Annotated in this window: 18 protein-coding genes; 14 read left to right on the top strand and 4 right to left on the bottom strand. The window is 61.5% G+C overall.

Annotated features, from left to right (window positions below; translation table 11 throughout):
• Positions 1–2: 2 nt before the first annotated feature.
• On the top strand, positions 3–359 hold the full coding sequence (locus M1E05_RS17605) for a DUF2516 family protein (RefSeq protein ID WP_458113279.1): 357 nt from the start codon (positions 3–5) through the stop codon (positions 357–359).
• Positions 360–362: 3 nt separating this feature from the next.
• Here M1E05_RS17605 and M1E05_RS17600 read toward each other — a convergent pair whose 3' ends face one another.
• Positions 363–1247 carry a methyltransferase domain-containing protein gene (locus tag M1E05_RS17600; protein ID WP_461163726.1) on the bottom strand — a complete coding sequence of 295 codons (885 nt, stop codon included), beginning with the start codon at positions 1245–1247 and terminating at the stop codon, positions 363–365.
• Between the two features lie 79 nt (positions 1248–1326).
• Here M1E05_RS17600 and M1E05_RS17595 point away from each other — a divergent pair, with 79 nt between their 5' ends.
• A complete protein-coding gene (locus tag M1E05_RS17595) occupies positions 1327–2073 on the top strand; it encodes a phosphoglyceromutase (protein WP_458113281.1) in 747 nt (248 codons plus the stop codon).
• A 212-nt stretch (positions 2074–2285) separates the two neighbouring features.
• On the opposite strand, the gene phoU is transcribed toward M1E05_RS17595, so the two are convergent.
• The gene (gene phoU / locus M1E05_RS17590) at positions 2286–2948 is read right to left on the bottom strand and encodes a phosphate signaling complex protein PhoU (RefSeq protein ID WP_458113282.1); all 663 of its coding nucleotides are present in this window, start codon (positions 2946–2948) and stop codon (positions 2286–2288) included.
• A gap of 207 nt (positions 2949–3155) precedes the next feature.
• Between phoU and M1E05_RS17585 the strand changes: the two genes are divergently transcribed.
• Both M1E05_RS17585 and M1E05_RS17580 read left to right on the top strand, forming a co-directional pair.
• Positions 3156–4391: a sensor histidine kinase gene (locus tag M1E05_RS17585; RefSeq protein WP_461165279.1), complete on the top strand. Its 1236-nt coding sequence runs from the start codon at positions 3156–3158 to the stop codon at positions 4389–4391.
• A complete protein-coding gene (locus M1E05_RS17580; RefSeq protein WP_247048839.1) occupies positions 4388–5068 on the top strand; it encodes a response regulator transcription factor in 681 nt (226 codons plus the stop codon). The genes M1E05_RS17585 and M1E05_RS17580 overlap by 4 nt, the downstream gene beginning before the upstream one ends.
• 92 nt (positions 5069–5160) lie before the next feature.
• Here the strand turns inward: M1E05_RS17580 and M1E05_RS17575 are convergent, their stop codons facing one another.
• Positions 5161–5718: a hypothetical protein gene (locus M1E05_RS17575; protein WP_461163725.1), complete on the bottom strand. Its 558-nt coding sequence runs from the start codon at positions 5716–5718 to the stop codon at positions 5161–5163.
• Positions 5719–6030: 312 nt separating this feature from the next.
• Here M1E05_RS17575 and M1E05_RS17570 point away from each other — a divergent pair, with 312 nt between their 5' ends.
• From M1E05_RS17570 to M1E05_RS17535, 8 genes are all read left to right on the top strand, one after another.
• Complete coding sequence (locus tag M1E05_RS17570; protein WP_026266570.1) at positions 6031–6513, top strand: CarD family transcriptional regulator; 483 nt, start codon at positions 6031–6033, stop codon at positions 6511–6513.
• Positions 6514–6600: 87 nt separating this feature from the next.
• Positions 6601–7422 carry a 2-C-methyl-D-erythritol 4-phosphate cytidylyltransferase gene (gene ispD / locus M1E05_RS17565; RefSeq protein WP_458113284.1) on the top strand — a complete coding sequence of 274 codons (822 nt, stop codon included), beginning with the start codon at positions 6601–6603 and terminating at the stop codon, positions 7420–7422.
• 1 nt (position 7423) lies between these two features.
• Positions 7424–7933, top strand: a complete 510-nt coding sequence (gene ispF, locus M1E05_RS17560) for a 2-C-methyl-D-erythritol 2,4-cyclodiphosphate synthase (protein ID WP_458113285.1) — start codon at positions 7424–7426, stop codon at positions 7931–7933.
• A 91-nt stretch (positions 7934–8024) separates the two neighbouring features.
• On the top strand, positions 8025–8354 hold the full coding sequence (locus tag M1E05_RS17555; RefSeq protein ID WP_461163724.1) for a hypothetical protein: 330 nt from the start codon (positions 8025–8027) through the stop codon (positions 8352–8354).
• Between the two features lie 32 nt (positions 8355–8386).
• Positions 8387–9853 carry a cysteine--tRNA ligase gene (gene cysS / locus M1E05_RS17550; RefSeq protein ID WP_458113287.1) on the top strand — a complete coding sequence of 489 codons (1467 nt, stop codon included), beginning with the start codon at positions 8387–8389 and terminating at the stop codon, positions 9851–9853.
• A 91-nt stretch (positions 9854–9944) separates the two neighbouring features.
• The gene (rlmB, locus tag M1E05_RS17545) at positions 9945–10934 is read left to right on the top strand and encodes a 23S rRNA (guanosine(2251)-2'-O)-methyltransferase RlmB (protein WP_458113288.1); all 990 of its coding nucleotides are present in this window, start codon (positions 9945–9947) and stop codon (positions 10932–10934) included.
• A 221-nt stretch (positions 10935–11155) separates the two neighbouring features.
• Complete coding sequence (gene glgX / locus M1E05_RS17540; RefSeq protein WP_458113289.1) at positions 11156–13270, top strand: glycogen debranching protein GlgX; 2115 nt, start codon at positions 11156–11158, stop codon at positions 13268–13270.
• A 67-nt stretch (positions 13271–13337) separates the two neighbouring features.
• Positions 13338–13694: a barstar family protein gene (locus tag M1E05_RS17535; RefSeq protein ID WP_458113290.1), complete on the top strand. Its 357-nt coding sequence runs from the start codon at positions 13338–13340 to the stop codon at positions 13692–13694.
• 111 nt (positions 13695–13805) lie between these two features.
• On the opposite strand, the gene glgP is transcribed toward M1E05_RS17535, so the two are convergent.
• A complete protein-coding gene (gene glgP, locus M1E05_RS17530; protein ID WP_458114418.1) occupies positions 13806–16424 on the bottom strand; it encodes an alpha-glucan family phosphorylase in 2619 nt (872 codons plus the stop codon).
• Between the two features lie 133 nt (positions 16425–16557).
• Here glgP and M1E05_RS17525 point away from each other — a divergent pair, with 133 nt between their 5' ends.
• A complete protein-coding gene (locus M1E05_RS17525) occupies positions 16558–18627 on the top strand; it encodes an alpha-1,4-glucan--maltose-1-phosphate maltosyltransferase (RefSeq protein ID WP_461163723.1) in 2070 nt (689 codons plus the stop codon).
• A 4-nt stretch (positions 18628–18631) separates the two neighbouring features.
• The gene (gene treS / locus M1E05_RS17520) at positions 18632–20428 is read left to right on the top strand and encodes a maltose alpha-D-glucosyltransferase (RefSeq protein WP_309107021.1); all 1797 of its coding nucleotides are present in this window, start codon (positions 18632–18634) and stop codon (positions 20426–20428) included.

The following is a 20428-nucleotide window of genomic DNA, read 5'->3' as shown; positions in this document are numbered from 1 at the left end:
TGGTGGACGGAAAACTGATGATTGCGTATGTCGAAAACGGAGTGTACTTCCTCCTGGCCGTTGTTGCCTTCGGCATTGAGGCGTGGGCTTTCTTCGATTGCCTCCGCCACAGGGCCAACGCCTTTGAAGCCGTGTCAAAGCGGACCAAGACGTTCTGGCTTGGGATGACCGGCGTCGCGTTTGCCATAGGTGCATTGTCGGTCTTCACAGGACCCCGTGGCGGCCTCTTCGGAACCCTTGGCCTCTTCGGGCTCGCGGCGGTCACAGCCGCTTCTGTTTACCTGGCGGATGTCCGCCCTGCCGTTAAGGATGCGGGACGTGGCGGGAGCCGGAACACCGGCCCCTACGGTCCCTGGTAAGGGTCAGGGTCCGGGAGCCACTGCTTCCCAATCCACGGTAATTTCCCCCAAACGCCAGCGTGACGCACCATCCTGAACCGGCCACCCGTCGTCGCGGAGTGCCCTGCACATGGATATCCAGCGCTGCCGGTTCCCAAACGGCTGCAACGGTCCGGAATCAAGCCAGGCCTTGTCCATAGCCTGGAGCAGCGCATGGACCGCTTCACCGGGAACGTTGCGGTGAATCAGCGCTTTCGGCAATCGTTCCGCAGCCTCTGACGGCAGGTCGAAGCTACCGAACCGCAAGGAAATACTGAGACTCAGAGGCCCCTGCCTGCCGACCGCAATCCAGGTGACGCGCCGTCCGATCTCGTCGCAGGTACCGTCGATGAACAACCCTCCCGCTGAAAGCCTGCCCCGCATCAGCCGCCAGATACCTTCGACGTCGGCTTCTTCATATTGGCGCAGCACATTGAAGGCGCGCACCAGTACGGGCCGGCCCTGAACGGGGAGCTCAAAGCCACCCAGCACAAAACCCAAGCCCGGCCGTTCAAGGGCCCTGGCTGCCCGGACCCGTTCCGGTTCAATCTCGATTCCCCAAACACGGACGTCGGGGCGGACGGTGGACAGGCGGTCAAACAGTTCGACGGCGGTTGCCGGCGTTGCGCCGTACCCCAGATCGACCACGAGGGGATCCCCGGCGGAACGCAGACGCCATGCTTGGGGGCCGGTAAGCCAGCGGTCCAGGCGGCGCATGCGGTTGGGATTGGTGGTGCCGCGGGTGATGTTGCCAATCGGCTTGCCTGCCCGCGCCGGTTTTCCTGCCCGCTGATTTCCTGCCCGCGCCAAGGGAGCCGCTAGGTCGCGGGTTCCAAAGGGTGCAATCACCCGCTCTGCTTTCTGCACCACCCTGCAAGGGTATACGGCCTTCAGGCAACGGGATGTAACGCTCGGCAGCACGCATAGCTGCTCGGCTAGGATGAAAACCATGACTTACAAGCTGATTCTGCTGCGCCACGGCCACAGCGAATGGAACGCCAAAAACCTTTTCACCGGCTGGGTGGACGTCGACCTTAACGAGCAAGGCCGTGAGGAAGCAGTTCGGGGCGGGGAGCTCCTGGTAGAGAACGATATTCTCCCGGACATTCTTTACACCTCGCGTCTGAAGCGCGCCATCAACACGGCCAATCTTGCACTTGACAAAGCCGATCGCGGCTGGATCGACGTCAAGCGCGACTGGCGCCTCAACGAACGCCACTACGGCGCGCTGCAGGGCAAGGACAAAGCCCAGACCCTCGCTGAATACGGCGAAGAGCAGTTCATGATGTGGCGCCGTTCCTACGACACTCCGCCACCGCCGCTGGACGCCAACGCTGAATTCTCCCAGGTTGGAGACCCCCGGTACGCGGAGCTCGGCGACGCCGTGCCACGCACGGAGTGCCTCAAGGATGTCCTGATCCGTCTGATGCCCTACTGGGAATCGGACATCAAGGAAGACCTCAAGAAGGGCAAGACCGTTCTTGTCACCGCCCATGGCAACTCGCTCCGGGCCCTGGTCAAGCACCTCGACGGCATCAGCGACGAGGACATCGCGAGCCTCAACATTCCCACGGGCATTCCCTTGGTTTATGAGCTGGATGAGGACTTCCAGCCCCTGATCCCGGGTGGCACTTACCTTGACCCCGACGCCGCAGCTGCGTCCATCATGGCGGTTGCCAACCAGGGCAAGCGGTAGCGCTTCGTCGAGAATCCCGCTGCCTGCTCTGTCGTCCTCCCCAACGTCCCCCTAACCTCGCAAGCTCGGTCAGGGAACCCTGACGCGTGGGCCCCCTGGACGCGGCTCAGCCGGGATCCTGACTTTGCAATAGTTAAACGAAGGACGGCGGGCGGCCCACTGAGTGGACCGCCCGCCGTCGGACTTTCTGCTTGCCCTCAACGGGCGCAGAGTCAGGCGTTTTCTGAGCTGTTCGGCTGCCAGGCGCCAGTCACAAGGTAGGTGACCTTCTGGGCCACCGACACGCCATGGTCAGCGAACCGTTCGAAGTACCGGCTGGCGAGGGCGACGTCCACGGTAGTCGCCGGGGACTCGTTCCAATCACTCCGGGCAATCGCTTTGAAGACGCTCAGGTGGAGGTCGTTGACCACACTGTTGGCCTTGAGGATGTCACGGGCGACTTCCAGGTTGCGGGTTTCCAGGAGCTCCGTGAGCTTGCGCGCGATCAGTAGGTCCTGCTCGGCGAAATGCTTGAAGGTCTCGGACAGCTGGTCTGGAATTACGTTGGCCGGGAACCGAAGCCGGGCAAGCTGGGCAATATGCCTGGCGAGATCGCCCATGCGTTCCAGCGAAGCGCTCATTCGAAGGGAACCCACTATCATCCGCAGGTCGCTGGCTACCGGCCCCTGCAGTGCAAGGATGTCGATGGCACGCTCGTCCAGGCTGTTCTGCAGGAAATCGATCCGCGCGTCGGCGGCGATAACATCCTGGGCGAGGTCGACGTCGGCGCCTTCAAAGGCCGTCGTCGCCTTCTCTATGGCCTCGCTGACCAGCTTCGAGATTTCGACGAGCTGTACGCCCACCTGGGTCAGCTCTTCCTGAAAAACCTTACGCACTAGGCGTCCTTTCCTTTGAAACTGTGCAAGCCACCAGTGTGACCGGCAGGTTTCGTGTCACCGTTCCGGCAGTCCAACTGATAACTCTGTCACCGTCCGGTGAACTGTTAGGCGTCAATAAGTGAACGTTAGCTGAACCGCTGGCTCAATCGCAGCTATTGCCCGTTTCCTACGAGTTGTACCGCATAAGCTGGAGCCGTGGATCCTATGCTTATCGGTGTTATCGCCGGCCTGGTCGGGCTGTCGTTGGGCATTTTTGGCGTCCTCGCATTCCGGATCAGCGAGCAGCAGCGCAAACTGGTCGATGGCGACTTTGATGAGCCGGCCCTGCCCGATGGGGCCGCGGAAGTCCTTGCTGTGCTGGGACGTGCGTTCCTTGTGGTCGATGCCATTGACGGCGTCGTGCGCGCTAGTCCAGCCGCCTATGCCTATGGGCTGGTCCGCGGCCATACCGTAGTGCATAAGCAGTTGCTGGACATGACGGCCAGGGTGCGGCGGGACGGCGTAATTCTGGAAGAACAGCTGGAACTGCCCCGCGGGCCACTGGGGCAAGGCACCATCATTGTCCAGCTCAGGGCTGCAATGCTCGGCGAAGAGTACATATTGCTGCTGGCCGACGACCGCACTGAAATCACCAGGACCGAAGAGATCCGCAACGACTTTGTCGCAAACGTCTCGCATGAGCTGAAGACTCCCGTCGGTGCCATCTCCCTGCTTGCGGAGGCGCTTGAAGCCTCACCTGACGACGAGAAGGCTGTGCGGCGCTTCGCGCAAAGGATGCATAAGGAATCAGCCCGGCTGGCGGCCCTAGTGCAGGACATCATCGAACTATCCCGGCTGCAGGGCGCGAATGTGGCCCAACAGGGGCATCCGGTGGACATCAATTCAGTGATCTCCGAGGCCGTGGACCGATCGCAGTTGCCAGCCGAGAGCAAGAATATCGAAATCGTGATCGGCGGACGGGTGGAAGCCATGGTCTTCGGTGACCAGGACCTGTTGGTCACGGCGCTGCGGAACTTGATCGACAACGCCATCCGTTATTCCCCCGAGAACACCAGGGTGGGCATCGGCGTGAAAGCCAGCCATGGCCTCATCTCGGTGTCCGTGACCGATCAAGGCGACGGACTCTCATCCGAGGACCAGGAAAGGGTTTTCGAGAGGTTCTACCGTGTTGACGCGGCCCGCTCCCGCCACACCGGAGGCACCGGCCTTGGTCTTAGCATCGTCAAACATGTCGTCTCGAATCACGGAGGCGAAGTAACGCTCTGGTCCCAGCCCGGCCAAGGATCCACGTTCACCTTGCGGCTTCCCGAAATGGAAGGGCAGGACGACGGCGATGCAGCTGACTCCGCCAAGCCCACCGAAGCAGCCGCGCCCGGCCGCCAAAAGACACAACAACGACGCGACGCCGCAGGCGTCCATGAGCAAGGAGCCAGTGCTTGAGCCGGATTCTGATTGTTGAGGACGAGGAATCGTTCAGCGACCCCCTTTCCTTCTTGCTGGGTAAGGAAGGATTTGAAGTGGAAGTGGTCGATAACGGCTTGGACGCCATCACCGAATTCGACCGCAACGGCGCCGACCTGGTGCTGCTGGACCTTCAGCTGCCCGGTCAATCCGGCACCGAAGTCTGCCGCCAGCTCCGCCAACGCTCCAGCGTTCCTGTGATTATGCTGACTGCCAAAGATTCTGAGATCGACAAGGTGGTGGGCCTGGAGTTGGGGGCCGATGACTATGTCACCAAGCCATACTCATCACGGGAACTGGTTGCCCGGGTCCGGGCGGTGCTCCGGCGGCAGGCGGAACCCGAGGAGCTGATCTCCAACACAGTGCAGGCCGGGCCGGTCAGGATGGACGTGGAGCGGCACGTCGTCAGCGTGTCCGGGGCCCAGGTGTCCCTTCCCCTGAAGGAGTTTGAATTGCTGGAGATGCTCCTGCGTAACTCCGGCCGGGTGCTGACGCGTGGGCAGCTGATTGACCGCGTGTGGGGCTCCGACTATGTCGGCGACACCAAGACCCTGGATGTCCACGTCAAGCGACTCCGCAGCAAAATCGAGCCGGACCCGTCGAACCCGCGATACCTGGTAACAGTGCGGGGCCTTGGCTACAAGTTCGAACCGTAAGAAGTCCAGAAACGAAAAGGAGCGGCTCCCTTTTTGGGGAGCCGCTCCTTTTCGTTAAATTTGCTTCCGCGGACGGTTGCGCCTGCGGAAGGTCAGTGGCTGGCGCTGCTGGTCGGCGTCGGCGTCGACTCCGGGGAGGTAGTGCCGGTGGGTTCGCTGCCCTCGGGCAGGTATTCCTGGTATTCAGGGAGCGTGGCATCCAGCACGGGGACCATCGCTTCTGCGTCCTGGCCGGTTCCGCTTTCCCGGAGCTTAACCTCCACCAGGGAGCCCGGAATGCCTCCGGTGGTGCTGAGAATGGCCGGGTCCGTGCTCTCGTTCAGCAGGGTGTAGGAGTTCTTGGCTACGGGGATCTCGGTCTGTGACCCAGCCGCGCCGTTGAGGGTAAGTTTCACGTCGGCCGATGAGGAGTTGTAGATAGCACCGACGACCCGGCCTGGCTGGTCCTCGCCTGTGGAGACGATCATCAGGTTCCGGATCTGCAGCGGTCCGACGTCGGCACGGATCCCGTCGGACGCAGAGTACTGCTGGGCGGTCTGCTGAGGGTTGATGTAGCCGCAGCCTGTCACTGACAGCAGGCTGACACCAAGAGCGGCAGTAGCCATTACAAGCCTGCCGCGCTGGCCCCGGATGATCGCAGTGAAACGCACGTCAAGTACTCCTCGAGAGTTTGAAACATTATTCAGGCCATAGCCTAGCCGTAAACACTACGAAACGAGGATTCCGGTTCTACATAATAAGCCCCATTCAGGACCTCGCGGGGGATGACTCGTGGGCTGCGGCGGCCACGGGGAGATCCTTGGCAGCACCGGCCGCATGCACTATTATCCGCATCCGTCAAGGGGTCACAGGAAGCTGATTCTGCCCCTTTTCCCTGTATTCATGCGGTTCCGGAGCCCTTTCGGTGCCGGTCATATGCCTGAATCGTGATAAACTGGTCTGCGGGAAAGGGGAAAGTCCACATGGTTTTTGAGGTCGGCGAGACAGTAGTTTACCCTCACCACGGTGCAGCCAAAATTGAAGAAATCAAGATGCGCACTGTCAAGGGCGAAGAGAAGATGTATCTCAAGCTCAAGGTGGCTCAGGGTGATCTGACCATTGAAGTTCCAGCAGAGAACGTTGACCTTGTTGGGGTCCGTGACGTAGTGGGCAAAGAAGGTTTGGAGCACGTTTTTGATGTGCTGCGAGCCGAGTTCACTGAAGAGCCCACCAACTGGTCACGTCGTTATAAGGCAAACCTGGAGAAGCTTGCTTCCGGGGACGTCATCAAGGTAGCAGAGGTCGTTCGTGACCTTTGGCGCCGTGATCACGACCGCGGCCTTTCCGCAGGCGAGAAGCGCATGCTGGCCAAGGCCCGCCAGATTCTGATTTCAGAACTGGCACTGGCTGAAAAGACCGATGAAGAGAAGGCTGCAAGCGTTCTCGACGAGGTCTTGGCTTCCTAAGAATTGAACCCCGGTGGCAAGGTGCCGCCGGGGTTTCTTTTTGCCCTGTTTCATGCGGCTGGGGAAGTGCCACGTAGTGTTATCCCCATGAGTTCACCACAAGAATCTGCGGCGACAGGACTGGATTCCGGAGCCGCCTCACTTACGCCCGCGGTCGCTGTCATCGTTGTAGCTGCAGGATCAGGGCAGCGGCTTGGTTACGGTATCCCTAAGGCGCGGGTCCCCCTTGGTGGCGAACCCATCCTGATGCATACCTTGAGGGGAATCGTTGGTGCAGGCGTCGCACGCCAGGTTTGCGTAGCACTGCCGAAGGGTGACGCGGAACTGCGCAGATTGTGCGAAGAGTTCAGCACTGAACTCGTGGACGGCGGACCCCTCCTTACGATGGTCGACGGCGGCGCTACCCGGGCTGATTCTGTCCGGGCCGCCCTTCGTGCAGTTGAAAGCGGCACGGATGCCATCCTGGTCCACGATGCAGCCAGGGCGCTGACCCCCGAGACCGTATTTCACCGGGTGGTCAACGCGCTGGCAGCCGGTGCTACTGCCGTGATCCCCGTGATCCCTGTGGTGGACACCGTCAAGACAGTCGCGGTGACCAATGGCGACGACGCCCGGATCGCTCCCGAAATCGTCACCGGAACTGCTCCCCGTGAATATTTGCGGGCAGTGCAGACACCTCAGGGCTTCGAACTGGGCACCTTGCTTCGGGCCCACGAGGCTGCAGAGGGCTTTGACGACGAGCAGTCCGCGGCCATTACCGACGACGCCATGCTGGTGGAGCTTCTGGGCGTCCCGGTGCATGCCGTCCGCGGAGCCAGCCAGTCTCTGAAGATCACAACACCACTGGACCTCATCCTTGCCGAGGGGTTGCTCGAAGGTCCCTTGGGTATCCGCTGGGTGGAGGGCTGACATGGTTGCGGCAGAACCAATCATTCCACTCGTTCCGCGGACAGGCATCGGGATAGACGTTCACGCCTTCGCGCCTGAAAACGAGCCGCGTGACCTCTGGCTGGGCGGGCTGCACTGGGAAGGTGAACGCGGACTGGCCGGCCATTCGGACGGTGATCCTGTGGCACATGCCGCGGCTGATGCACTCTTTTCCGCAGCCGGGGTAGGTGATCTCGGAACCCATTTCGGAACAGGCCGACCCGAACTGGCCGGCGCGTCCGGTGTAACCCTGCTGGCCGAGGCGGCGAGAATCGTTCGGGCCGAGGGCTTCGAAATCGGCAACATAGCCATTCAATTCGTCGGCAACCGGCCTAAGTTTGGTCCACGGCGCGAAGAGTCCCAGGCCGTCCTCAGCCGTGCGGCCGGAGCGCCTGTCAGCGTAAGCGCCACCACCAGTGACGGTCTCGGCTTTACAGGCCGCGGAGAAGGCATTTCCGCTATGGCCACCGCGCTCGTTTACCGCATCAGCTGAACGGGACCGACGCGGCCCGGACCGGCTAACCCAGCACAGTCGCCTACCCTTAATGATTGACCCTGCTTCCAGACCTTTCAGGAGACTTCCCGTGAACAAGCCGCTGGCCGCCGTCGTACTTGCTGCAGCAGTACTGCTGACCGGCTGTTCAGGCTCCCCGAAGATGAGCGTGGAGGAAAGCTGTAAGTTCCTCAGCGGCGACTCCTTTGTGCCCAGTGGAAACGAGCAGCAGAAGGCCGACCAGATCGCCAAGCACTATCAGGAAGTCGCGGACAAGGTGGCTCCTGAGGTGGCGGATCCCATCCAAAAAATGGCGGACATCATGAAAAAGGCAGCGGGCACTTCGCTGGGCACCAAGAGCACTGAACAGACGCAGCAGCTCAAGGAGCAGAACAACAGGATCGGCGAGGTCTGCAAGTAAGGGCCTGCAGCCGCATCGGCTAATCTGGAGCGGTGACCCTCCGCTTTTACGACACCGCATCCGCCGAAGTCCGGAACTTCGTTCCCCTGGTACCTGGCAAAGTGAGCCTGTACTACTGCGGTGCCACGGTCCAGGGCATGCCCCACGTAGGGCACATCCGCTCAGCCATCGCGTTCGACCAGCTGACACGCTGGTTGCAGTACAGCGGCTTCCGCGTGACCGTGGTCCGCAACGTGACAGATATCGATGACAAAATCCTCGCCAAATCCGCTGCCTCTTTCGAGCCTGACTTCGAGGACGAGGAAGGCTCTGGGCGTGAGGAAGAGTGGTGGGCCCTGGCCTACCGGTACGAGCAGGAGTTCCTCAAGGCCTACGACACCCTCGGCGTTTCCCGGCCCACTTACGAGCCACGTGCCACTGGCCACATTCCTGAAATGCACGCGCTCATCCAGCAGCTGGTTGAGCGCGGCCATGCCTATCCTGCACTCGATGGCTCCGGTGACGTCTACTTCGATGTCCGATCCTGGAGCAAATACGGCTCCCTGACCCGGCAAAGCATCGATGACATGCAAGGCGCAACGGATGCTGATCCCCGGGGCAAACGGGATCCGCGGGACTTCGCCCTGTGGAAAGGCCACAAAGAAGGGGAGCCGACGACGGCAAGCTGGGTTTCGCCCTGGGGCGCCGGCCGCCCCGGCTGGCACCTTGAATGCTCGGCCATGGTCACGAAGTACCTGGGCACAGAGTTCGACATTCACGGCGGCGGCCTTGACCTGCGTTTTCCCCACCATGAAAACGAGATGGCCCAGTCACAGGCGGCCGGGCACAGCTTCGCCAACTTCTGGATGCACAACGGCATGGTCACCTATCAGGGCGAAAAAATGTCCAAATCTGTTGGAAATACCGTCAGTCCGGCGGAAATGCTGGAACTGGCGCCGCCGCGCGTCGTCCGCTACTACCTGGGGCAGGCCCACTACCGCTCGATTCTGGACTACCGGCCGACGTCGCTTCAGGAAGCTGCAGCGGCTGTTGAGCGCATTGACGGGTTCATCGCGAAGGCCGGGGCAAAGCTGGGCGGGGCCAGAGGGCCGGCGAAGCTGCAGGAGCAGCCTTCAACGGAGTGGCTGCAGATCTTTGCGGCAGCCATGGACGATGACCTGAATGTTCCGCAGGCCCTGGCGGCCTTGCACGACGCGGTCCGCACTGGGAATACGGCGCTTGCCAATGGCGAAGACCTAACCGTCCAAGCGGCATTGCACAGCGTCCTGGTTATGACCAAGGTTCTGGGTTTGGACGCGGTGCAGATGCCAGAAGCGATCCAGGGCAAGGAACACTCTGCCCTGACGGAGCTCGTCGAGGCACAGCTCGAGGCAAGGGCGGAGGCCCGCGCCAACAAAGACTGGGCAAAGTCTGACGCCATCCGGGACACGCTCAAGGCGGCGGGCGTCATCGTCGAAGACGGGCCTGACGGTGCCACCTGGAGCCTGCAGCGGGACTGACGGGTATGGCCCCAGCAGGCCTGGAATTCGATTTAACTTGATTCAGTAGACTGGTATGCAGACTTAGTCAACACAATCAAGGGTGGAACTCATGGCCAACAACGGTCGCCGGTCGGTCAAAGCAAAGAAGGGCCCCACCGTCGGTACAGGTGGTCACGGCCGCAAAGCCCTAGAGGGTAAGGGCCCCACGCCCAAGGCGGAGGACCGTCCGTATCACAAGGCACACAAAAGCAAGCAGCTCTCCGAAAGGTCGGCAGCGAAGCGGGGAACGGGCGCCCGCAGCGCAGGGGCCGCACGGACCGGCCCCAAGGGAAGGGCTACTGAAGAAGTAGTCACCGGCCGCAATTCGGTAGTCGAAGCCCTCCGCGCCGGCATCCCCGCCAAGGCTCTGCACGTGGCCGTCCGCATCGAGATGGACGATCGCGTCAAGGAATCGCTGAAGCTGGCTGCCGAGCGGGGCATCCCGCTGCTGGAGACTGGCAAGCCCGAGTTGGACCGTATGACCGAAGATGCGGTTCACCAGGGCCTTGTGCTGCAGATCCCGCCCTACGAATACCAGGACGCCTACGATCTCGCAGAACAGACCGTTGACCGCTGGAAAAAGGGCCACGTAGCCAACGCGCCCCTTTTCGTTGCCCTCGACGGCATCACGGACCCCCGCAACCTGGGCGCCATCATCAGGTCGGTCTCTGCCTTCAGCGGCCACGGCGTCATCGTCCCGGAACGCCGCTCCGTTGGAGTCACCGCCTCGGCCTGGAAGACCAGCGCCGGAGCAGCCGTACGCGTTCCCGTAGCCCGTGCGGCCAACCTGAACAACGCTTTGAAGCAGTTCAAGAGCATGGGCATCTTCGTCCTGGGCCTCGACGGCGACGGCGACGTCTCCCTGCCGGACCTGACCCTCGCAACGGAGCCCGTCTGCATTGTCGTTGGCTCTGAAGGCAAGGGCCTCAGCCGCCTGGTTCGCGAAAACTGCGACCAGATCGTTTCCATCCCCATCGACTCGGCCATGGAGTCGCTCAACGCTTCCATGGCAGTGGGCATTTCGCTTTATGAAGTGTCCAGGCAGCGCGCCACAAAGTAAGCGCCAGCAGGGGGAACCCTCCCTCACCTTTCGCAATAAAAACGGAGGCGCTCCTTCACCTTTCGCAATAAAAACGGAAACCCTCCCTCACATTTGCACTAAAAAACAGAGATCCTCCCTCACCATTAGGTGGGGGAGGATTTCCGCGTCCGGAGTCACCGCCAGCCAATAATTAAGTTGATAAGACGGTTCATTTGTTCCGTCCCGCTAAGCTTTAATCGATGGTCATGCCGCTACTGGACACAGCTTCAACCGTAGACGCCTCCCGGGCGTTCCCCCTCGGTGTTAGCGTTCATCGCACGGGTTCCCCGGCGACGGACGAACACAACCATGCCTCCGTGAACGTCGCTGTTTACGCTCCCGGCGTGTCAGCTTTGGAGGTTGCCTTCCAGCCGCCTGGCGGAAAATGGCAGTTGGCGGCCCTGCCCAACCTCACCAACGGCGTCCATCATGGCGTTGTAGAGGGCATGCCCGTGGGGTCCCGTTACGGTTTCCGGCCAGTTGAAGGAGAAAGGGCCCTGCCCCTTTCGCTTCCCACCATTGATTTTGACGACGCCGGTGATCAGCCGCTGCTGCTTGACCCTTACGGCCGGGCGGTGGACCAGAGAGAAGGGCTGATTACCAGCGTCCGCATGGCCAACGGCTTCGACTGGGGATCCGACAGAAGCCCTCGCGTACCGTGGCGCAACACCATCCTCTACGAGGCACACGTCCGTGGGCAAAGCATGCTGCATCCAGACATTCCGGAGGAACTGCGCGGGACCTACGCAGGTATGGCGCACCCGGCAATGATCGAGCACCTCACTGGCCTCGGCGTGACGTCCATCCAGTTGCTGCCCGTACATTTCCATCTGGACGAGCCACACCTTCAGAACCTGGGTCTGACCAACTACTGGGGCTACAACACTGCCGCCTTCTTCGCCCCCCACCCCGGTTACGCGACCCGAGCCGCCCAACAGGCGGGTCCGCATGCCGTCCAGGACGAGTTCAAGGGAATGGTAAAGCTTCTCCACGCTGCCGGGCTCGAGGTAATCCTCGACGTCGTCTACAACCACACTGCCGAGGGCGGGCGCGACGGGCAGACCCTGAGTTTCCGCGGACTGGGCGAGATGCAGTACTACCGCAATGACGGCAACGGGAGGTACATCGATACCACCGGCTGCGGCAACACGTTGAACTTCGGGGAACCCCGCGTTGTGCAGCTCGTCCTTGATTCGTTGCGGTACTGGGTGGATGAGTTCCATATTGATGGTTTCCGCTTCGACCTGGCCGTGACCCTCTGCAGGAATGCCGCCAACGATTTTGACCCAGGGCATCCGTTCCTGGTGGCGGTAGCGGCCGATCCTGTTCTCTCCGAAACCAAGCTGATCGCCGAACCTTGGGACGTTGGCTACGGCGGCTGGCAGACCGGCCGCTTCCCGCCAGGCTGGGTGGACTGGAATGACCACTACCGTGACGCCCTTCGCTCGTTCTGGCTTGCAGATCGTGCCGCAATGAATGCCGGGGGACACGGCGGCTCCGTTGCACGCCTGGCCGATTCCATTTCGGGTTCCGCAAGCCTCTTCGAGCCTTCGGGACGTTCCAGGATGGCTTCCGTCAATCTCGTCACTGCCCACGACGGCTTTACACTTGCGGACCTGGTGTCCTACGACCGTAAGCACAACGAGGCAAACGGCGAGCAGAACCGTGATGGCCACGGCGACAACCGCAGCTATAACCACGGATTCGAAGGCCGTACCGAGGATGAAGCGATCCTTGCAGAACGTGCCCAAACGAGCCGGAATCTCATGGCTACGCTCATGATCTCGCTGGGGGTACCCATGCTCACTGCGGGCGACGAAATCGGCCGGACCCAGCAGGGCAACAACAATGCGTACTGCCAGGACAACGCCATCACCTGGCTGGACTGGACCAACACACCGGAAAAACACGCCATGCTCCGCACCACCAAGCGTGTGATCCGCCTGCGTAAAGAATTCCTGGCCAGCCAGCCTCATGATTACCCTGCCCGGGACAAGCAGGCGTATCTGCACTGGTTCGACGAGAACGGCGATCCGATGTCCATGGAACGCTGGAACGACCCCCAGCACCGCGTTGTGCAGCTCCTGTTGGGCTCCGAAGACGGACAGGTGGACGGTCTGGTAGTGATCAACGGAAGCAATCAGGACTTCAAGATCAGGCTGCCCGAGGTCCTTAATGAGGAGGGCACAGGAAAGCGGGCCTTCGAGCTGCGCCTCACTACTTCCTCACTCCATGACCGCCGCCAAGGCGTCATGGTGTCCTCAGGTGAGCGGGATGTAGTCCAGGCGAATACGATCAGTATTTACCGGACCTAAGCCCACGCCGGACGCCGGATGGCTTCCTGGTTGCTGAACTTTGGTTGAACGTACGTAAGGGCATTTTGTGAAAATCTATTCCGCTGACACGTGGACCATTGATGAATTGAAGGCCCAGGCAGACGACGCCGGGCGGCGGTTCCTCCTGATCCCTGCGGCTGACACCAAGCGAGCTGTCCTGGCGACGTTCGGCGAGGCCCTGGACCTCCCCGAATACGACGCCCTGGACCTCGATGACCTGAACGACTCGCTCCACGATTTTGCCGACGCCGTCGCAGAAAACGGGAACAAGCCGGTCACTGTCATCTGGCAGGTACCGGCCACTTTCCGCACAGACCGGTTCTTCGGCATCATCTGCGAAACCCTCCAGGATGCCGAAAGCTACGCTGGCAAGGACCTGGCCGTAATCACTGTCTGCCTTTAGCCCCGGCTAACGATCGCATCTGCAGGTCAGTTATCCGGAAGCGCGCGTCTAAGCGAGGAACGAGAGAGCACGCAGAGGATGACTGACCTGCAGGACTACTCAGCTAATCGATCAGGCGTTGACGATCAGGCCCAGCTCGGCCTTCGAAGCCAGAGCCTCGTGCTTCGGAAGTACCCGCACTGTGTAGCCGAACGAGCCCGAGCGATCGATCAGCAGGGAGCCGCTGAAGAGATGCCGCCCCTTGCCCAGATCTTCCTTGGCAACAAGTTCCACCACCGTGATATCCGCCAGTTCGTCCGTCTCTTCGGCCCGGCCGTAAGCAACCTCCACGTACACGTCGTCCGGGGTCAGCTCATGCAGTGCCACGTACGCGTTGACTTGCAGGGTGTCGCCGATCTGCGGGTCCTCGGATACGCCGACGGAGTCAACGTGCTCAACCTGGATCTGGGGCCAAGCAGCCCGGATCTTGGACGTCCAGGCGGCGAGGCCCTTGGCCTGTGAAAACGAGTGGGCCGTGGCAGCCCGGCCGGCAACGGCGGCAGGCCTGTACAAGGTATTGACGTAGTCCTGCAACATCCGGTCTGCCGAGACGGCCGGCCCCAGGTGTGCCATGGTGTGCTTGATCATCGATACCCAGTGCGTTGGAACTTTCTCCGGCGCGGTCTGGGAGGGTCCCGCCGCCCCTGCGCCTTCAGACACCGTAGAGCCATAGAACCGCGGCGCTACCTGGGTTTCGAGGAGCTCATAGAGTGCAGCAGCCTCGATGTCGTCGCGCTCCTCAGGAGAAGCATCATTGTTGGCCGTCGGGATGGCCCAACCGTTCTCGCCGTCGTACATTTCATCCCACCAGCCATCCAGCACCGAGAGGTTCAGCGAGCCGTTGATGGCAGCTTTCATTCCCGACGTTCCGCAGGCTTCCAGCGGGCGCAGCGGATTGTTGAGCCACACGTCGCAACCAGGGAAGAGCGTCCTGGCCATCGCGATGTCGTAGTTCGGGAGGAAGGCGATCCGGTGCCGCACCTTGGGATCGTCGGTGAAGCGGACCAGGTCCTGGATCATCTTCTTGCCAGCATCGTCGGCAGGATGGGACTTGCCGGCGATAACCAGCTGAATGGGATGGGTCTTGTGGAGCAGCAGCGCCTTCAACCGCTCAGGTTCACGCAGCATCAGAGTGAGTCGCTTGTAGGTGGGAACACGCCGGGCAAAACCAATGGTCAACACGTCCGGATCCAGCACGGAATCGGTCCACCTGAGCTCTGCGTCGGCCGCGCCGCGTTTTTTCCATGACGCCCGGAGCCTGCGGCGCACATCCTCCACCAGGGACACCCTCATCTCGCGGCGAAGTGCCCAGACATCCTCGTCACTGACGTTGTAGGCCAGGTCCCAGCGGCCCGCGGCCTCCGCTTCAGGGCCAAATTGCTCCCTGGCGAGCTTGGAGACGCGCCCGTCAACCCAGGTAGGAACGTGGACGCCGTTGGTAACGGACGTGATGGGAATTTCTGAATGGTCAAAGCCCGGCCAGAGAGCCGAGAACATTTCACGTGAAACCACGCCGTGGAGTTTTGCCACGCCGTTGGCCCGCTGCGCCAGCCGCAGGCCCATGACTGCCATATTGAAGACGGATGCGTTCCCGCCCGCGAAGTTTTCACGGCCCAGGTCCAGGATCTTGGAGACGGGGACGCTCGGGGCCAGGCCGGCTTCGAAGAAGTGCTGGATCTGGGAAGCCTCGAAGCGGTCGATTCCGGCGGGCACGGGAGTGTGGGTAGTGAAAACCGTTGACGCCCTCCCGGCTGCCAAGGCTTCCTCCCAGCTGAGCGGGTGGTCTGCCGACATGAGCTCCTGGATGCGTTCGATTCCCAGGAATCCGGCGTGGCCTTCATTCGTGTGGAACACCTCAGGGGCCGGCATGCCGGTGAGCAGCTGGTAGGCGCGCAGAGCCTTGACTCCGCCCATTCCCAGCAGGAGCTCCTGCTGAAGCCTGTGGTCCCCGCCTCCGCCGTAAAGGCGATCCGTGATGCTGCGGGCGGCGTCGTCGTTTCCGGGAACGTTTGAATCCAACAGCAAAAGGGGAACGCGTCCGACGTCGGCACGCCAGATATGCGCCAGAAGGCGCCGGCCATGGGGGAGAGGAAGCGAGATCTGCAGGGGCTTGCCGTTGCCATCGGGCGATGCTTCCCGAAGGAGCGTCAAGGGCAACCCATCGGGATCCAGGACGGGGTAGGTTTCCTCCTGCCAGGCGTCACGGGACAAGGACTGCTTGAAATAGCCCGCCTGGTAAAGCAGGCCCACACCGATCAGCGGGACTCCGAGGTCGGAGGCAGCTTTGAGGTGGTCGCCGGCCAGGATCCCGAGACCGCCCGAATACTGGGGAAGCACTTCAGTGATGCCGAATTCGGGGGAGAAGTAGGCGATGCAGGCCGGAGCGTCTTCGCCAAGGCCCTGGTACCAGCGGGGTTGTTCAAGGTAACGGTCCAGGTCCTCGGCCGCCTCTTGGACCCGGCGGACAACATCCTGATCAGCGGCCAGCCGCTGAAGTTCTTCACGGCTCACCAGCCCAAGGAATGTCACCGGATCGTTGGAGCTTTCGCGCCAGATCCTGGGGTTCAATCCTTCAAACAGCTCACGCGTGGGACGGTGCCACGACCAGCGCAAATTGCCCGCCAATCGGGCCAGCGGTCGGATCGACTCCGGAAGAACGGTTCGGACGGTAAATCTGCGGATTGCCTTCACCTGCGCCACACTAACGGACAACTCGGACTCCTCGGAACATGTGGAGGTTTCATTTGTGTAAATGACGAATCGCTTAGCCGAAAAAAGATCGCTTCCTTAGCATTTCAGCGGATTTCTCGATAACGTCGAGCCTGTGACTAATTCCCGAACCAGTGCCTCATCCAAGCAAAAGCCCAAGGCTCTGATCACGGACGGCCTGCAATTCGGCCGTTTCCCGATCACAAATGTGAAGCCCGTCGTCGAGGGCGGGAAGTTCCCTGCCAAGGCCCTGCCCGGCGAAGATCTTGTGGTGGCAGCCACCGCCTTCCGCGAGGGCCATGATCAGTTGGGCGTCAGCGCAGTGCTCCTGGACCCCAAGGGCAAAGAGCGGCAGCGCGTCCGGCTCTTTCCGCCCCGCGGTGACCGCGGCAAGGGCACAGACCTCTGGGAAGGCATCCTGACCCCAACGTCCACCGGCAACTGGTCTTTTGTCATTGAGGCCTGGAACGACCGTTACGGAACATGGCACCACAACGCCGAAGTCAAGGTCGAGGCCGGCATTGACGTGGAGCTTATGCTCGCCGAAGGTGCTGCACTCCTCGCCGAAGCTGCCGAGGACTCGAGCCGGAACTCGGCCGATCGGCGCACACTCCGAACCGCCGTCGTAGTGCTGTCGGACACGTCGCTGTCCCCTGAGGAACGCTTGGCTGGCGGCTTCAGCGCAGAAGTAGCCGCCGTCGTCGAACGCCAGCCCATCAGGGACATGGTTACCACCTCAGAGCAGTTCCCCCTCCTGGTGGAGCGCGATCTCGCAGGCCGCGGCGCCTGGTACGAATTCTTCCCCCGCTCAGAAGGCGCGGTCCGGAACCACGAGACCGGCGAGTGGATTTCGGGCAATTTCCAGACCGCCGCAAAGCGCCTTGAAGCCGTGGCCGCCATGGGATTCGACATCATCTACATGCCGCCGATCCACCCCATTGGTGTGCAGCACCGTAAGGGGCCCAACAACACGCTGATCGCCGGGCCCAACGACCCCGGTTCACCTTGGGCCATCGGAGCTAAGGAAGGCGGCCATGACGCCATCCACCCGGACCTCGGCACGTTCGAGGACTTCGACTCTTTTGTGGCACGGGCAGGCGAACTGGGCCTTGAAGTTGCACTGGACCTGGCGTTGCAGGCAGCCCCGGACCACCCCTGGGTGCAGTCACATCCGGAATGGTTCACAACGCGGGTGGATGGCAGCATTGCCTACGCCGAGAACCCGCCAAAGAAGTACCAGGACATATTTCCCCTGAACTTCGACAACGACCCCTCAGGGCTGTCGAACGAGATTCTTCGCATTGTGCTGTTGTGGGTAAGCCACGGCGTCAAGATTTTCCGTGTTGATAACCCGCATACCAAACCGGTTTGGTTCTGGGAGTGGCTGATCCGCAAGGTCAACAAAAAACACCCCGAAGTTGTTTTCCTGGCCGAGGCTTTCACCCGGCCTGCCATGATGCACGCATTGGGGCGCGCAGGTTTCCAGCAGTCCTACACGTACTTCACCTGGCGGAATACCAAGACCGAACTGGAGACGTATTTCCAGGAGGTCAGTCATGAGTCTGCGGCCTATTTCCGGCCCAACTTCTTCGTCAACACACCTGACATCCTCACGGAGTACCTGCAGTACGGAGGCCCGGCCGCTTTCAAGATCAGGGCCACCCTCGCGGCAACGGCAAGCCCGATCTGGGGAATGTACGCCGGCTACGAACTGTATGAGCATGTGGCCCGCCCCGGAGCCGAGGAGTACATCGACAACGAGAAGTTCGAGTACAAGGCCCGCGACTGGGATGCCGCTGCCGCCTCGGGACGGACCCTGGCGCCGTACATCACACGGCTCAATGAGATCAGGCACACCCACCCTGCACTCGGCGACCTGCAGAACCTGACTCTGCACCAGAGCACTGACGAAGCAACCATCGTGTACTCCAAGCACAAAACCCTCCCGGACGGCACCAAGGACACTCTGATCATTGTGGTCAACGTGGATCCGCACAGCGCCCGGGAGAGTACGGTGGCGCTGGATCTGGCCGCGCTGGACCTTGATCCGGAAAACCTGATGCCCGGCGGCGGGTTCCGGGTGGATGACCTGGTTTCCGGGGAGAGCTATGAGTGGGGGGAGTACAACTACGTAAGGCTTGACGCGCACATCGAACCTGCCCACATTTTCAGCATCCGGAGGTAGCCTAGTGAGTTTCAGCCCGCAGAACCCTACCCATCACTTCACGCCCAAGAGCAGCTTCGAGCTGAACGCGCCCGGACTACCCCATGATCCGATGTGGTACCGGAAGGCCGTGTTCTACGAGGTCCTTGTCCGTGGTTTTGCAGACGGCAACGGCGACGGCTCGGGGGACTTTCACGGACTGATCGAAAAGCTCGACTACTTGCAGTGGCTTGGTGTGGACTGCCTCTGGCTGCCGCCGTTCTTCCAGTCTCCGCTGCGCGACGGCGGGTACGACATCTCGGACTACAACTCCGTCCTGGACGAGTTCGGCACCATCAGCGACTTCAAGCGGTTGGTGGCAGAGGCACATGCCCGCGGAGTCCGCGTGATCATCGACCTTCCGCTGAACCACACCTCCGATCAGCATCCCTGGTTCCAGGAGTCGCGGAAGGATCCGGACGGGCCGTTCGGAGATTTCTATGTCTGGAGCGACACCGATGAGAAGTATCAGGACGCGCGCATCATCTTCGTCGATACCGAAGAGTCCAACTGGACCTTCGATCCCATCCGCCGGCAGTTTTTCTGGCACCGCTTCTTCAGCCACCAGCCGGACCTGAACTTTGAGAACCCCCGGGTCATCGACGCACTGTTCGATGTGGTTAGGTTCTGGCTCGACCAGGGCATCGACGGTTTCCGTGCCGATGCGATTCCCTACCTCTTTGAAGAGGAGGGGACCAACTGCGAAAACCTGCCCGCAACCCACGAGTTCCTGCGCCGGCTCCGGAAAATGGTGGACGAGAACTATCCGGGCCGCGTCATCATCGCCGAAGCCAATCAGCCCCCCAACGAGGTGGTGGAATACTTCGGTACGGAGGAAGAGCCGGAGTGCCACATGGCCTTCCATTTCCCCATCATGCCCCGGCTCTATTACGCACTTCGGGACCAGAAGGCTGCACCCATCATCGAGACGATGAGGGATACGCCGGACATTCCCGAAGGCGCCCAATGGGGAACGTTCCTGCGGAACCATGATGAACTCACCCTCGAGATGGTCACAGCGGACGAACGCGCGGCAATGCTGGGCTGGTATGCTCCGGATCCCCGGATGCGGGCGAATATCGGCATCCGCCGCAGGCTTGCCCCGCTCCTGGACAATTCGCGGTCGGAGATTGAGCTCATCAACGCGTTGCTGCTCTCCCTGCCTGGAAGCCCGTTCCTGTACTACGGGGACGAGATCGGAATGGGGGACAACATCTGGCTCGAAGACCGCGACGCGGTCCGCACTCCGATGCAGTGGAACCCGGACCGGAACGCCGGCTTCTCCCATGCGGATCCGGGCAAGCTGTACCTGCCCGTCATTCAGTCCCTCGTGTATAACTACTCCATGGCCAACGTGGAGGCTGAGGCTGCACACTCGGGCTCGCTGCTGCGGTGGACCCGGCAAATCCTGAGCGTCCGCCGGAACCATCCGGCCTTCGGCCTCGGCGGTTTCCGGCACATTGAAGCGGATCACGACGTCGTACTTGCGTATCTGCGTGAACTCCCGGAGGGGAATTCGGCAGGGGAGGACGGCGAAACCATTCTTTGCGCCTTCAACCTCTCGCAGCATCCCGTAGCCACCACGCTCCGGGTGCCGCATCTGGCCGGCCGCGGGCTCCGCGACGTCTTCGGCGGCCAGACGTTCCCACCCATCGGCGACGATGGAAACCTTACGCTCACCCTGGGAAGCCACGACTTTTTCTGGTTGCGGGTACGTTCGGCGGCGTCCAACCCATCGTCCCCCTACACCCAGGCGATGCCGATCCTTTCCATCGAGGGCTGA

Source organism: Arthrobacter sp. R4-81 (assembly GCF_054792365.1).
The sequence above is the reverse complement of the archived record's forward strand: the minus strand, read 5'-3'. Positions and strand labels throughout refer to the sequence as shown.

Coding starts and splice junctions, on each gene's coding strand:
- M1E05_RS17595 (WP_458113281.1), top strand. CDS start 1,327: ATGACTTACAAGCTGATTCTGCTGCGCCACGGCCACAGCGAATGGAAC.
- M1E05_RS17585 (WP_461165279.1), top strand. CDS start 3,156: ATGCTTATCGGTGTTATCGCCGGCCTGGTCGGGCTGTCGTTGGGCATT.
- M1E05_RS17570 (WP_026266570.1), top strand. CDS start 6,031: ATGGTTTTTGAGGTCGGCGAGACAGTAGTTTACCCTCACCACGGTGCA.
- ispD (WP_458113284.1), top strand. CDS start 6,601: ATGAGTTCACCACAAGAATCTGCGGCGACAGGACTGGATTCCGGAGCC.
- ispF (WP_458113285.1), top strand. CDS start 7,424: ATGGTTGCGGCAGAACCAATCATTCCACTCGTTCCGCGGACAGGCATC.
- rlmB (WP_458113288.1), top strand. CDS start 9,945: ATGGCCAACAACGGTCGCCGGTCGGTCAAAGCAAAGAAGGGCCCCACC.
- glgX (WP_458113289.1), top strand. CDS start 11,156: ATGGTCATGCCGCTACTGGACACAGCTTCAACCGTAGACGCCTCCCGG.